Genomic DNA, 13,721 nt, shown 5'->3' on the forward strand with positions numbered 1-13,721 from the left:
TGTTAATTTTTCGTTATAAAGTGTTGCCTGTTCATAATCTAAACGCAAGTTTTACCCGTTCGATATTTGTTACAAATCATGTAAATAAATAGGTACATGAGTGTGCTAGAGAGTTTTTAAACGAAAAAACCAGCGCAATTTGCGCTGGTTTGGTTTTTCATAACAATTGGAATTGTTTTGCTAGCTTAAGCGGCGTCTGCTTTTTTATCGCTCTCGCCGCGGGCTACCTTACCGGCAACTAAGTCCGCTGGGTCAAAGTCGTCAACGTTAATAACATCAAGACGGGCTTTCTCAACAGCAGCTAATTTGTCGGCTTCAGCTTGGCTTAAAATACCTGCTTCAAGGCCCATTTGCGCTACTTTATCAAGCTGGAAGAAAGGCAGTTTCACGCCTTTTTCACGGCATACCTTGTCAAACAAAGGCTCAACTTCAAGAATGTCTTTAAGCGTTTGCTCCTGACGACCCACAAGGTTAAGCGGCTCGTTTTTAAGGTAAATGTAGTTAGCTAAACGGTTACGAGTTTCGCTTGGTACTTGTAATAAGTGAGCAAGTTTGTGTTCAAGCTTATCTGTAGGCTTACGAACTGGACGACCGAATGGGAATAACATGATTTTTAGCATCGCACGAAGTGGGGCAGATGGCATGTTGTTAATTAAGTCAGCTAGTGCACGTTGGCAGTGGTAAAGGTGATCTTGGCAGCTCCATTGAACAAGCGCAAAATCTTCTTTTTTACGGCCTTCGTCGTTGTAACGTTTAAGTGTTGCAGATACAAGGTATAAGTAGCTTAGTAAGTCACCTAAACGTGCAGAGATACGCTCTTTACGTTTTAATGAACCACCAAATACCGCCATGCTGATATCTGACATTAATGCTAACGATGCACTGAAACGTGACGCAACACGATAAAACTCAGCGGTTTCATCTTTGTACGGCGTACTCGTAAAACGTGCATTTGTAAATGCTAACCACTTAGTGCGAACAAGGTTCGAAATAGTAAAGCCAACGTGACCCATTAACGCTTTATCGAATACTGCAAGGGCTTCTTCGCGGTCTTCAATTGCACAAGCACCTAGCTCAGTTAACACAAATGGATGACAACGAATTGCACCTTGACCATAGATGATCATGTTACGTGTTAAGATATTTGCACCTTCAACGGTAATCGCAATTGGCGCACCTTGGTAGCCACGACCTAAATAGTTGTTTGGACCAAGCATGATGCCTTTACCACCGTGAACATCCATGCCGTGAATAGTCGCTTCACGCATTTGCTCAGTTAAGTGGTATTTAATAATTGCAGATACAACCGATGGTTTTTCACCAAGGTCAACAGCCCCTGTAGACATACTAACTGCAGCATCAGAGCTATATGCGTAACCTGCAAGTTTTGCCATTGATTCTTCAACACCTTCCATTTGACCAATTGGTAAACGGAATTGACGACGAATACGGCTGTAAGAGCCTGTTGCAAGCGCGATTGTTTTTATGCCACCTGTAGAGTTAGACGGCAATGTGATTGCACGACCAACAGATAAACATTCAACAAGCATACGCCAGCCTTGACCTGCCATTTTCGGGCCACCAATGATGTAATCAAGTGGTACAAAGATATCTTTACCGCGAGTAGGACCATTTTGGAATGGTACGTTTAGCGGGAAGTGACGACGGCCAATTTCTACTCCCGGAGTATCTGTTGGGATCAGCGCACAGGTAATACCAGGTTCTTTGTCATCACCTAGTAAACCGTCAGGATCTTGCAATTTAAATGCAAGGCCAAGTACAGTTGCAACAGGAGCAAGAGTAATATAACGCTTGTTCCATGTTAGGCTAATACCAACAACTTCTTCACCGTTCCATTGACCTTTACAAACAACACCGTAATCAGGAATTGCACTTGCGTCAGAACCTGCTTCTGGTGAGGTTAGCGCAAAACATGGAATTTCTTGACCACTCGCTAAGCGTGGTAAGTAATGATCTTTTTGCTCTTTAGTACCATAGTGCTGAAGTAATTCGCCCGGACCTAATGAGTTAGGTACACCTACGATAGAAGATAGCAACGTTGATTTACTTGTTAGTTTTTGCAGTACACATGATTGTGCATAGGCAGAAAACTCTAAACCGCCGTATTCTTTTTTGATGATCATGGCAAAGAACTTATTATCTTTTAGATATTGCCAAACATCTTGCGGTAAATCAGTTAGTTCGTGAGTTGCGTGCCAGTCATCTAGCATACTACACACTTCTTCAACAGGACCATCAATAAATGCTTGTTCTTCGATAGTCAGTTTAGGAGCTGGGTATTGGTGTAATTTGTTCCAGTCAGGACGACCACAAAACAGATCCGCTTCCCACCACGTAGTACCGGCATCGATTGCTGATTTTTCAGTATCCGACATAGTCGGTGTTACTTTTTTGAAAGCAGCAAAAATAGGTTTAATGATGTATTGTTGACGAACGCCAGTCACAGAAAGTGGCACAGCGATAAGTAAGAATAGTAGCCAACTAATTGCGCCAAACGCGCCAGCAAATGTGCCAACAAGTAAAGTCGCAATGGTAATACCTAAGCAGGTATTCCAGCTTGCTCTGTGGTAACTCGCAATACTAAGCAGCACGAGTAAACCAAGTAAAAATATGAGAGTCATTGATTATTCCTTAATAGAGGTCAGACCACCTCTTTTAGAGTAGCGCTAGAAAAGCGAATTATCAAGAGCAGAACAGAGATTAAAACAGTCTGTTCAGTGAGTTTTATTCATTTAAAAATGACTATCAGTGCAAAAAGATTTACAGCAAATTAGAAATTGTTGAGTAATTACTGATAATCAGCGCCGCTAAAACAGCTATTAGTTGTGAATTGCTCAGATAGTTCTGAAAATCTCAGCATAGCAGTTGCCATCTTTAGCGCTATGTTTAACAATGAGCGCAGGCAGGGATCAGCCCATCATGCCTTTCCTTCGATTAGTTTTATAGGTTAAGAGTTCTATGTGTGAGTTGCTTGGCATGTCGGCCAATGTACCAACGGATATTTGTTTCAGTTTTTCAGGATTATTAGAGCGGGGTGGTAATACTGGCCCACATAAAGATGGCTGGGGCATCACCTTTTATGAAGGTAAAGGCTGTCGTACATTTAAAGATCCAGAGCCAAGTTGCCAATCAGAAATTGCTAAACTCGTTAAAGCGTATCCAATAAAAAGTATTTCGGTGATAAGTCATATTCGCCAAGGTAATCGTGGCCGTGTATGTCTTGAAAACACTCATCCATTTACCCGAGAGTTGTGGGGACGCGAAATTACCTATGCTCACAACGGGCAATTATCGAATTATCATGATTTAAAGCCAGATTATTATCGGCCAGTGGGTAATACCGACAGTGAGCTAGCGTTTTGTTGGTTGCTCGATAAAATTCGCGAAAAATACCCTAAGCGCCCATCAAGTATGGCATCTGTATTTCGTTATGCTGCTAAGCTTGCTCACACACTGCGTGAAAAAGGCGTATTTAACATGCTACTTACCGATGGTGTTTATGTTTTAGCTTATTGTACCAATAACTTACATTGGATCACTCGTCGAGCACCGTTTGGTAAAGCAACATTAATTGATGCTGATATGGTGGTCGATTTTCAAAAAGAAACCACACCGAATGATGTGGTTACTGTCATTGCGACAAGACCACTCACCAATGACGAGCGTTGGCAAAAAATGGAACCGGGTGAGTTTGCACTGTTTAAAATGGGCGAAAAAATCTAAAAAAGAATGAAGCGCTATTAGGGCGCTTCTTTACTTTCTTCATTTGTTAATGAGACTGGTGTGGTCACAGTGAATGAATTTAGTTGCACTTCAAATTGTTCTACCCCTTTTTCACCTTTCCACATACGAACTAACATGTAGTCCATTTCAGGAGCAAACCAAGCTAGCGCTTGACGCTTATCGTTATCGTATAAACGTTTTACTTTAATGGCTTCTACATTACCAATTGGCAGCGAAATCATTTCTGTGCCCACAACTTCAAAGTCGTAATTTCGCAGATTACCTTTTTTATCAATCAATGGATACGATAATTGCGTTTTGCCTTGTTTTAGTTCTTCGCGGACTTGTACTTGATAAGACAGTGAATCTTGAAAATCATCAGACCAATCAATTTTAAGTGGGTATTTACTTTGATTGCTTTGCACTTGCTTTTGAGTTGAATCAAATTTTAAGCTGTATTCTTTATCAGGCCCTGTTCCCGAGCGCTCCATAGTGTAACTTACTGGAGAGATTTTGTGATCATGATAAGTAAACATTGATGTTTCTTTTCGTGAGTCCGAAAAAATCATCCATTCGATTTCACTGTGATAAGTGATCACGTAATTACCGTCTGCGGCTCTTTTAAGCTCGCGGACTGCTTTACCATGGGTTTCGCCTTTACGAAGTACATCGTATTCTGCTTGGTATTGAGTGAGGTCGCCAGCTAAAACACTGGTAGGAAGTAATAAAGTGCCCACACAAGCAAGTAGGGCACTTAGATTTTTATTCTGGGTAGTGCGCGCCGTGTGCAGGAAGTTTCTTTTCGTCAAAAACTGCATAATCTGCTTCCATCTTGAGTCGTTGTTCACTGAACCACTTGACCACCAATGGATAGATTATATGTTCTTGCTGATGAACACGTTGTGCGAGTGTCTCTGCGGTATCGCTTTCGAGTACCGGAACTTTGGCTTGAAGAACAACGGGACCGCCGTCTAGCTCTTCTGTGACAAAGTGAACACTAACACCATGAACGTCATCTTTTGCATCTATCGCTCGTTGGTGGGTATTCAGCCCTTGGTACTTAGGCAACAAAGAAGGGTGAATGTTCAACATTTTTCCCTTAAATTTTTGCACTAAGCTAGGAGTAAGAATACGCATAAAACCAGCTAATACAACTAGATTTGGTTCAAAATTGTCAATAATGTCCATTAACTCAGCATCATAGGCCTCGCGCGAGTCAAAATCTTTATGGCTAAGTACACGAGTTTGTATACCTGCATTTTTTGCTCGCTCAAGGCCATAGGCGTCGGCTTTATTACTAATTACAGCGGCGATTTCGGCCTTAATTTCACCACGCGCACACGCGTCAATGATGGCTTGAAGGTTAGAACCGCTACCAGAAATTAATACAACAAGACGACAAGGGGTCATTAGTCACGACCACCTAAAATTTCTACTTGCTCTTCGCCTGCTTTCGCATCTTGGATCTCACCGATATGCCATGCATTTTCGCCAAGATCTTTAAGAATTGTTAAGCTTTGCTCAAGTTTGTCAGCTGGAACAACTAATACCATGCCTACACCACAGTTGAATGTACGGTACATTTCGTGTGTTGTGATGTTGCCGTTTTCTTGTAACCAGTTGAAAACTACAGGCCATTCCCAGCTGTCGCCTTTGATTACTGCTTTTGCAGACTCAGGAAGTACGCGCGGGATGTTTTCCCAGAAGCCACCACCTGTAATGTGAGATAACGCGTGTACATCAACTTGCTTGAATAGCTCAAGTAATTGTTTAACGTAGATGCGAGTTGGCTCTAAAAGGTGATCGCCAAGTGCTTTGCCTTCAAGTTCAGCGCTTGTGTCTGCACCAGATACTTCAAGGACTTTACGAATTAATGAGAAACCGTTTGAATGAGGACCACTTGATGCAAGTGCGATTAATTGGTCGCCTGCAGCAACTTTAGTACCGTCGATAATTTTTGATTTTTCTACCACACCAGTACAGAAACCAGCCATGTCATAGTCTTCGCCGTCGTACATACCTGGCATTTCAGCAGTTTCACCACCGATTAATGCACAGCCAGAAAGCTCACAGCCTTTACCAATACCTGTTACAACATCAGCCGCAGTATCTACGTCTAATTTACCAGTTGCATAGTAATCAAGGAAAAATAGTGGCTCTGCACCTTGTACAATAAGGTCGTTTACACACATAGCAACAAGGTCGATACCCACTGTGTCGTGCTTTTTAAGATCGATTGCTAAACGTAGTTTTGTACCAACACCGTCTGTGCCAGCAACCAGTACAGGCTCTTTATAGCCAGTTGGTAGTTCGCAAAGTGCGCCAAAACCACCGATACCGCCCATTACTTCAGGACGTCTGGTTTTTTTAACTACGCCTTTAATACGCTCAACAAGTGCATTACCGGCATCGATATCTACGCCCGCGTCTTTATAGCTAAGAGACTGTTTTTGTTCGCTCACAGGTTTTCCTCAAAAAAGTTGCATGTGGGTTGCTTAGAAACGCGCGTATTTTACAACAATTGCAATGGCGCGGCTAGTTGAAAAATCACTTTAACCGACTTGACAAGGACAGTTGTCCGGTTTTTTTTGCTTTCAAGTTACAAGGCTAAAGTATCAAGCAAATGACCCTTCAGCCTTGTAACTGATATTTGTTAAGCTTTCGCGGTTAAAATAGCGCGAAGAGGGGCTGGGTAACCTTCGATGGTTTTGCTGGTGTCATTTGGGTCTAAAAAGTCGACCAGTGATTCGTTTTCCATCCACTGGGTTTTACGTTGTTCTTCAAGCGTTGTGATTGCGCAGTCTTTTACTTGCACATCTTTAAAACCAACGCGCTCCATCCATAGTTTTAATGCGGCGGTGCTTGGGATAAACCATACATTACGCATTTTCGCATAACGGTCGGTTGGCACTAAAACTGTATGTTCGTCACCTTCAACAACCAAAGTTTCAAGAACTAACTCACCACCTGGACGAAGCTGCGCTTTTAATTGTGCTAAAAAGTCGATAGGTGAACGACGGTGATATAAAACACCCATCGAAAATACTGTATCGAATGCTTTTAGCTCTGGCAGGGCTTCTACACCTAGCGGCAATAAGTGCACGTTGTCATCTTGATGATAGTGTTTAATCGCTTGGAATTGGCATAAGAACAAATCGGATGGATCAATGCCCACTACAAAATTAGCGCCTTCACCGCGCATGCGCCACAAGTGATAACCTGAGCCACAGCCAATATCAAGCACAGTGCGGCCTTTTAACGGTTCGATATGAGGCAGTAAACGATCCCATTTCCAATCACTGCGCCACTCAGTATCAATCTCGATACCGTGTAAGCTGAATGGTCCTTTACGCCATGGCATCATGCGCTTTAATAAATGCGTTAACTGTTTTTGCTGGCCTTCAGATAGCTCATCACCGGTGCCAATTTGTACTTTATCCTGAAGGTTCACATGGTTTGTGCTTACCTCAGGTAAGTTTTTCAGCACTTTTTGCCATTTTGGTAAATCACCGTGGCTAGCTTCTAGTTCCCAGTGCTTTAATTGGCCAGGCAAAGTTTCGAGCCAGTGGCTAAGCGGGCTTTGTGCAATCGCAGCGTAAAATTGGTTAAACCATTGAGACATGAAATACTCTTTATATCGTTGTGATGATTACTTGATTGCAATCATCGAGCAGAAGTTAAAACATTGATACCACACTTGCGTTTGGCTAAAACCAATTTCACTTAATCGGTTTAAGTGGGTAGATAAATGATCAGGGCGCATGACATTTTCGATAGCCGTGCGCTTTTGGCTGATCTCCAGTTCTGAATAGCCGTTGTGACGTTTAAAATCATGGTGCAAATCAATGAGCAAATTATCGCATTGCTCATTTTCACCTCTAATTTTTTCGCTAAGCAGCAAAACGCCGCCAGGTTTTAAATTTGCATAAATCTTTTCAAGCACTGCTTGGCGCTTTTCAGGTGGAATAAACTGTAGTGTAAAGTTCATCGCTACCACAGAAGCATTCTCGATTGCTAAATCGTTTATATCACCCAGCGTGACAGTGACCGGCACGTCAGAGCGAAAACCTTGTAAATGTAATTTACAGCGTTCAACCATCGCTTCTGAGTTATCGACGGCAATAATATTACAGTTATCGGTGCGAATATTACGGCGCATACTTAACGTTACAGCACCAAGTGAACAGCCTAGGTCGTATAGGTTTGAATTACTTTGCGCGTACTCGCCAGCCAGTTTACCTATGGTGCTAACAATGGTTGCGTAACCCGGCACCGAACGCTGGATCATATCAGGGAAAACTTCTACTACATGTTGGTCAAAGCTAAAGTCTTTAACCGCTTGCTCAGTGGCATAAATACTGTCTTTTTGCGTCACGTGAACAGTCTCTTTAAAAAATAATACCGCTATTTTAGCATTTTTAACTGGATAGTCAGTGATAAATTCAGTAGCTTGGCTAGAATTATCAATAACAAGTACAAAAAAGAGAAGTTTAATGACAAAAAGCAAAGTGATCAGTACAGAAGATATCTTATCAACTCTGTGTCATTCAGTGACTGGAGTTCTGTCTTCAGCAAGTGGTAACGGTATTAGTTATTCTGCTATGGTTCAAAAAATCACCCGCACCTGTATGCGCCCAGATATTGGCTGTTTTGTATTGTTCGATGGTGGCTTTACCGGTCTTGTGGTAACAAACTTCACAGCGCAAGCAGCCATGGAAATTTACCATGATTACATGCGTAACATGGGTATGCCAGAAGACGAAATTGCACAAAGCCATTTATCAGATGATGTGGCGAACGTACTCGGAGAGCTGATGAACCAAATCGTTGGTGACTTTACGTCAAAAGTACGTGACCAGCTGCATACTTCTATCACGCAAAACCAACCTAAGATGATGGCAATTAACAAGCAGGTGCAAATCTCTGTTGATACTACCATGGATAGACCGCAAGCACGCCGTGTGACATTCACCACAGCTAAGCAAAATATCTTCTATCTTGAGCTGGCAATGGATAAAACTGAATTCATCAAACTACATGACTTTGATATTTCAGAAGCGGTAGACCCAGATGACATCATCGAAAACGAAGCTAAACAAAAAGCTGAAAAGCAAAAAGCGTCATCACAAGCAGACGATGCAGATGATGATTTTATGGCAGAACTTGGTTTGTAACCCAACGACTTGAGCTGTCAGCTATCAGCTTTCAGCCGTCAGAGAAAATAGAGGCGCGGGTCAGACCGCGCTTTTTTGTGTTTAAAATGCTAAACACTCAGTGCTTTATAATAAGCTTATTGCAACTGTAAAATTCAATTGAGGGCACTAAACTCGGAGTTTGAAATATGGTTTTGCAGCTTTTATTAAGTTAATGCTTTGGTGCGTTATACATAAATTAAATAACTGAAATAACTCAATAGGCAGTTGAGTAACTAGTCTTGGCTTAAAGCTGAACTTAAAGCTCCTTTTAAAGCCTACATTCATCCAATTTATGCTTTACTCATTAAGCCTTAAATGGATTTGATGATTGCATGAATTACTTAAAAAACTTTATAACTAAATTTGTTTTCATGATGCAGAAGCGGCCGGGGTTGATGGCTGTGTTGGCTTTTTGCAGTGGTGTGGCAAGTTTTGTCTTTGTTGAGCGAAAAGAATCGTTTTCGCAGCTTATCTCTATTTTGTTATTAGTTACTTGGTTGTGGTTGTTAATAGATAACTGGCTAAGAGATAAAGTCGAGGAGCGTTTTGGTGTGGCGGTGTCGCCCAACGTGATGCGCTTTGCACTGCAAGTTGTGCAGCAAGAAAGTTTGTTTTTTGCCTTACCATTTTTTTTGGCGGTGACAACTTGGGATCATGGGCAGGCCGCGTTTACTGCGTTAATTATACTTTGTGCGTTCGTTTCTGTTGTTGATCCCCTTTATTACAAAAAGCTTGCAAGGCACAGTGTCTGGTTTAGTGTGTTTCATAGCTTTTCTTTATTTGTCGTGCTGTCGGTTACCTTACCTATTTTATTAAAGTTAACGACCAGCCAGAGTTTTGAAATTGCGCTGATCACGGCTGTTATTTTAACGATTCCAAGTCTTGGCAATTTGATGCCAAATGCGAAATGGTGGCGTTTCCCACTGTTGGTGTTATTGCTTTGCGCTTTAAGTGCTGGGCTTTGGCAATTACGCAGTTTTGTACCCCCTGCGGCACTGCGTTTAACTGATATGAGCATGTCGTATCAGCTTGATGAACAAGCCCGTAAACCTCTTGCACCAATTACAGAGCTCAATGAGCAGAGCTTGCATGGAAAAGGTTTATATAGTTTTAGTGCGGTAAAAGCCCCTCGAGGTTTAGATGAAAAAATCTTCCATGTATGGGTACATAATCGTAAAGAAGTTGACCGCATAGCCTTGGATATTTCTGGTGGTCGCAAAGCGGGCTATCGTGCCTGGAGTCATAAAACTAATTTCCCTGCAAATGCTGCAGGAAAATGGGTCGTTAAAGTGGTTACCGAGTCAGGTCAGCTGATAGGACAGAGAAGGTTTGAGGTAACTAAAGTCTAGCTGATAGCTTTAGTACGGATTTTTCCCTTCACCTACCAACACACTGAATATTCTCAAATCCAGTTCTAGTTGATGGTATTGCGGTTCCATGTGGCAGCAAAGTTGATAGAAGGCTTTGTTGTGGTCTTTTTCTTTAAAATGAGCCAGCTCGTGTACGACGAGTGCTTTGAGAAGTGGTTCAGGTGCGCGAAGTAGATCGCTATTAATGGCAAGGTCGTGTTTTCGGGTTTTACCTTGCATACGGAAAGTATGGGTGCCTAAGGCATTTGTGACCATATCGCCTTGTTTTTTGAACGCGGCACGGCCAAATGGCAGGGCATTTTTAAGGTAACGCTTTTTCAATTCAGTGGCGTAATTGTATAAAGCTTTATCGCTGGTAATGCTATGTGCATCTGGGTATTTGCTTTTTAGGTATTTGGCAGCTCTGTCACCCTTAAATAACTGTAACACTTGCTCAATGATATGGGGCGGGTAACCTTGAAAATAACGGCTGTAATCTTTCATCTTTTCTCTAATAAATCGGGCGCTAAAATAAACTGCTTTGGCTTGCTTCGCGTTCACCTAAAAACGGCGCAAGCACGGGGTGATTGTAACCTAAATCTTGGCAAAACTGTCTTGCTAAAAGTGGTGACTGGCGATTATCTGCGGTATGAAAAAACAAATAGGGCGATTTTCCTTCATCAAGCCATTGTTTTACTTTTTTCAGCCAAGGCTGATAATACGATTTATATTCATGTTCAAGGCTGGCAATCACAAAGCGCAGCATTGGCTGATCTCCTGTTGCAATGGCATGCACCGGTAAATAGGGCTTTTTCTTTTGCGCATCAATGAGTGCATCGGTATCGGCGGGTACAGCAAATAAAGCGCGGGTATCCATGCTTATGCGGTCTATATTGTTTTCAATTAATAGCTGATTTAAACGAATTTCAGCATCATCCTTATTAAAAAAGCCGGGGTGACGTACTTCTACACCGTAACTAAGTTGTTTGGGGAGTTGTGCAATAAAATTAGCAAGCAGTGGCAGTGCTTCTGGTCCAAAGGCGCGGGGTAGCTGCAACATAACTTGCCCCGTTTTAGCAAAGATTGGCTCAAATAAGTTTAGCCATGCATTAAGTTCATTATTTATATTTGTCAGTTGTAATTCGTGACTAAAACGACGATGAAACTTAAAAGTAAATTTAAAATCTTCGGGAACCGCATCATGCCAGCGCAATAATGACTCATGACTTGGGTCAGCATAAAAACTGGTGTTGCCCTCGACTGAGTTAAAGCATTGCGCATACTCACTGAGCATGTCGGCGCTTTTACAGTGACTAGAGAGTAAATTTCCTTTCCATGCGGTACTAGACCACTGCGGACAACCTAAATACAGCATTAAATCAACCAATAAATTGAAACTGTGCTTAGTGTAACAAAAGAAATGTTTGCTCAGAAGTCGGGGTGTATATTTAGCCCCCGACAGGCACTGCTGGCACTCGCATTTTGCGATGGTTTGGGTATAATGCTCTGCCTTAAATGATTACTTTGTATAGTGGCTTTTGCTCTCAAAATAGCGAACTCTTAAGAGCAGGCGGCTATAAGTCTTTAACTGACAGGAATACTATGCGCTCTATATATTGCGGACAGCTAAATAAATCTCACGTAGATCAAGAAGTTGAACTATGTGGTTGGATCAACAAACGCCGTGACCTTGGTGGCCTTATCTTCGTCGATTTACGTGACAGAGAAGGTTTAGTACAAGTTGTTTTTGATCCTGAAGTAGAAGGATTAATGGATACTGCGAATAAACTACGTCAAGAGTTTTGTGTGCAGTTAAAAGGTGTTGTTCGCGCACGCCCTGATAGCCAAGTAAACAAAGACATGGCAACAGGTGAAGTTGAAATTTTAGGCACAAGCTTAACTATCATCAACCGTTCAGAGCCATTACCACTTGATTTTAATCAGCAAAACTCTGAAGAGCGCCGCTTAAAATACCGTTACCTAGATTTACGTCGTCTTGAAATGAGCGACCGTATCAAGCTTCGTGCAAAAGCGAGCAGCTTTGTGCGTCGTTTCTTGGATGACAACGGTTTCTTAGATATCGAAACACCGGTACTAACAAAAGCAACACCAGAGGGTGCGCGTGACTACTTAGTACCTAGCCGTGTTCATAAAGGTAGCTTCTACGCTTTACCTCAGTCGCCACAGTTATTTAAGCAATTATTAATGATGTCGGGCTTTGACCGTTACTATCAAATTGTTAAATGTTTCCGTGACGAAGACTTACGTGCAGACCGTCAGCCAGAATTCACACAAATCGATTTAGAGACGTCATTCATGAGCTCTGATGAAGTGCGTGCAATGACTGAGAAAATGATTACAGAAATGTGGCAATCATTATTAGACGTTGACTTAGGCGACTTCCCAGTGATGCCATACAGCGAAGCAATGCGTTTATATGGTTCTGATAAACCAGACCTACGTAACCCAATGCAGCTTGTTGACGTTGCTGATTTAGTAAAAGACGTTGAGTTTAAAGTATTCTCAGGTCCTGCTAATGACGAAAAAGGCCGTGTTGCTGTATTAACTGTACCAGGCGGTGCTGAGCTTTCTCGTAAACAAATCGACGATTACACTAAATTCATCGGTATCTATGGTGCGAAAGGTCTAGCTTGGATGAAAGTGAACGACCGTGCTGCGGGCGTTGAAGGTGTGCAATCACCAATCGCTAAATTCTTAAACGAAGAGGTGATCAACCAATTACTTGAGCGTACTAATGCGCAATCTGGTGATATCATTTTATTCGGTGCTGATAAGCGCAACGTTGTAAACGAAGCAATGGGTGCACTACGTCTTAAGATTGGTGTTGATTTAGGCATTACTGATCTTGATAGCTGGAAACCTTTATGGGTTGTTGACTTCCCAATGTTCGAAGAAGACGACGAAGGTACATTGCATGCGGTTCACCACCCATTCACTGCACCGAAAGGTATTTCTGCCCAAGAGCTTGAAGCAAACCCAGCTGCAGCATTATCAGATGCATACGATATGGTATTAAATGGCTACGAAGTTGGTGGCGGTTCGGTACGTATTCACAATGCCGATATGCAAGAAACAGCATTCAGAATCTTAGGTATTGATGCACAAGAGCAACAAGACAAGTTTGGTTTCTTACTTGATGCACTTAAGTACGGTACACCTCCGCATGCGGGTCTTGCGTTTGGTCTTGACCGTTTAGTTATGCTGTTATGTGGTACTGACAACATTCGTGACGTGATTGCTTTCCCTAAAACAACGCAAGCATCATGTTTATTAACAGATGCACCAAGCAAAGCAAATGCAGATGCATTAACTGAGCTAGCAATTAATGTTGTAGCGAAAGACGCTGAATAATTCATAATAAACTGAATTATAAGACTTTATGAATAATAACCCTAAGGTATATGCCTTAGGG

12 protein-coding genes are annotated in these 13,721 nt (G+C 42.0%); 4 read left to right on the forward strand and 8 right to left on the reverse strand.

Translation table 11 applies throughout. The features are described from left to right. Positions 1–185: 185 nt before the first annotated feature. Positions 186–2,642, reverse strand: a complete 2,457-nt coding sequence (gene fadE, locus EVU92_RS10770) for an acyl-CoA dehydrogenase FadE (protein ID WP_130051220.1) — start codon at positions 2,640–2,642, stop codon at positions 186–188. A 337-nt stretch (positions 2,643–2,979) separates the two neighbouring features. On the opposite strand from fadE, the gene EVU92_RS10775 reads away from it, so the two are divergent. Then, entirely contained in the window at positions 2,980–3,744 is a 765-nt protein-coding gene (locus tag EVU92_RS10775; protein WP_130051221.1) for a class II glutamine amidotransferase, read from the forward strand. A 17-nt stretch (positions 3,745–3,761) separates the two neighbouring features. On the opposite strand, the gene EVU92_RS10780 is transcribed toward EVU92_RS10775, so the two are convergent. From EVU92_RS10780 to cmoA, 5 genes are all read right to left on the reverse strand, one after another. Then, positions 3,762–4,562, reverse strand: coding sequence for a DUF3108 domain-containing protein (locus EVU92_RS10780; RefSeq protein ID WP_130051222.1), 801 nt, complete (start codon positions 4,560–4,562; stop codon positions 3,762–3,764). Beyond that, on the reverse strand, positions 4,507–5,154 hold the full coding sequence (gene purN / locus EVU92_RS10785) for a phosphoribosylglycinamide formyltransferase (RefSeq protein WP_130051223.1): 648 nt from the start codon (positions 5,152–5,154) through the stop codon (positions 4,507–4,509). Before purN ends, EVU92_RS10780 begins: the two co-directional genes overlap by 56 nt. Continuing rightward, positions 5,154–6,206, reverse strand: a complete 1,053-nt coding sequence (purM, locus tag EVU92_RS10790) for a phosphoribosylformylglycinamidine cyclo-ligase (RefSeq protein WP_130051224.1) — start codon at positions 6,204–6,206, stop codon at positions 5,154–5,156. The genes purN and purM overlap by 1 nt, the downstream gene beginning before the upstream one ends. Before the next feature lie 191 nt (positions 6,207–6,397). Then, positions 6,398–7,366, reverse strand: a complete 969-nt coding sequence (gene cmoB, locus EVU92_RS10795) for a tRNA 5-methoxyuridine(34)/uridine 5-oxyacetic acid(34) synthase CmoB (protein WP_130051225.1) — start codon at positions 7,364–7,366, stop codon at positions 6,398–6,400. 27 nt (positions 7,367–7,393) lie between these two features. Then, the gene (cmoA, locus tag EVU92_RS10800) at positions 7,394–8,119 is read right to left on the reverse strand and encodes a carboxy-S-adenosyl-L-methionine synthase CmoA (protein ID WP_063706202.1); all 726 of its coding nucleotides are present in this window, start codon (positions 8,117–8,119) and stop codon (positions 7,394–7,396) included. Between the two features lie 118 nt (positions 8,120–8,237). Here cmoA and EVU92_RS10805 point away from each other — a divergent pair, with 118 nt between their 5' ends. Beyond that, positions 8,238–8,918, forward strand: a complete 681-nt coding sequence (locus EVU92_RS10805; protein WP_063705977.1) for a DUF3334 family protein — start codon at positions 8,238–8,240, stop codon at positions 8,916–8,918. A gap of 353 nt (positions 8,919–9,271) precedes the next feature. Then, on the forward strand, positions 9,272–10,288 hold the full coding sequence (locus EVU92_RS10810) for a DUF5924 family protein (RefSeq protein WP_168990012.1): 1,017 nt from the start codon (positions 9,272–9,274) through the stop codon (positions 10,286–10,288). Positions 10,289–10,297: 9 nt separating this feature from the next. On the opposite strand, the gene EVU92_RS10815 is transcribed toward EVU92_RS10810, so the two are convergent. Together EVU92_RS10815 and EVU92_RS10820 are read right to left on the reverse strand one after the other, a co-directional pair. Then, positions 10,298–10,792: a YgjP-like metallopeptidase domain-containing protein gene (locus tag EVU92_RS10815; RefSeq protein WP_130051226.1), complete on the reverse strand. Its 495-nt coding sequence runs from the start codon at positions 10,790–10,792 to the stop codon at positions 10,298–10,300. A gap of 22 nt (positions 10,793–10,814) precedes the next feature. After that, the gene (locus EVU92_RS10820) at positions 10,815–11,663 is read right to left on the reverse strand and encodes a DUF72 domain-containing protein (protein WP_130051227.1); all 849 of its coding nucleotides are present in this window, start codon (positions 11,661–11,663) and stop codon (positions 10,815–10,817) included. Between the two features lie 227 nt (positions 11,664–11,890). Between EVU92_RS10820 and aspS the strand changes: the two genes are divergently transcribed. Next, on the forward strand, positions 11,891–13,660 hold the full coding sequence (gene aspS, locus EVU92_RS10825; RefSeq protein ID WP_130051228.1) for an aspartate--tRNA ligase: 1,770 nt from the start codon (positions 11,891–11,893) through the stop codon (positions 13,658–13,660). Positions 13,661–13,721: the final 61 nt, after the last annotated feature.

The organism is Pseudoalteromonas sp. MEBiC 03485 (genome assembly GCF_004195145.1).
Classification (GTDB): domain Bacteria; phylum Pseudomonadota; class Gammaproteobacteria; order Enterobacterales; family Alteromonadaceae; genus Pseudoalteromonas; species Pseudoalteromonas apostichopi.

Excerpts from the sequence above, each read along its gene's own strand:
- fadE (WP_130051220.1), bottom strand. The coding sequence starts at position 2,642 with ATGACTCTCATATTTTTACTTGGTTTACTCGTGCTGCTTAGTATTGCG.
- EVU92_RS10775 (WP_130051221.1), top strand. The coding sequence starts at position 2,980 with ATGTGTGAGTTGCTTGGCATGTCGGCCAATGTACCAACGGATATTTGT.
- EVU92_RS10780 (WP_130051222.1), bottom strand. The coding sequence starts at position 4,562 with ATGCAGTTTTTGACGAAAAGAAACTTCCTGCACACGGCGCGCACTACC.
- purN (WP_130051223.1), bottom strand. The coding sequence starts at position 5,154 with ATGACCCCTTGTCGTCTTGTTGTATTAATTTCTGGTAGCGGTTCTAAC.
- cmoB (WP_130051225.1), bottom strand. The coding sequence starts at position 7,366 with ATGTCTCAATGGTTTAACCAATTTTACGCTGCGATTGCACAAAGCCCG.
- EVU92_RS10805 (WP_063705977.1), top strand. The coding sequence starts at position 8,238 with ATGACAAAAAGCAAAGTGATCAGTACAGAAGATATCTTATCAACTCTG.
- EVU92_RS10810 (WP_168990012.1), top strand. The coding sequence starts at position 9,272 with ATGAATTACTTAAAAAACTTTATAACTAAATTTGTTTTCATGATGCAG.
- EVU92_RS10815 (WP_130051226.1), bottom strand. The coding sequence starts at position 10,792 with ATGAAAGATTACAGCCGTTATTTTCAAGGTTACCCGCCCCATATCATT.
- EVU92_RS10820 (WP_130051227.1), bottom strand. The coding sequence starts at position 11,663 with ATGCTGTATTTAGGTTGTCCGCAGTGGTCTAGTACCGCATGGAAAGGA.
- aspS (WP_130051228.1), top strand. The coding sequence starts at position 11,891 with ATGCGCTCTATATATTGCGGACAGCTAAATAAATCTCACGTAGATCAA.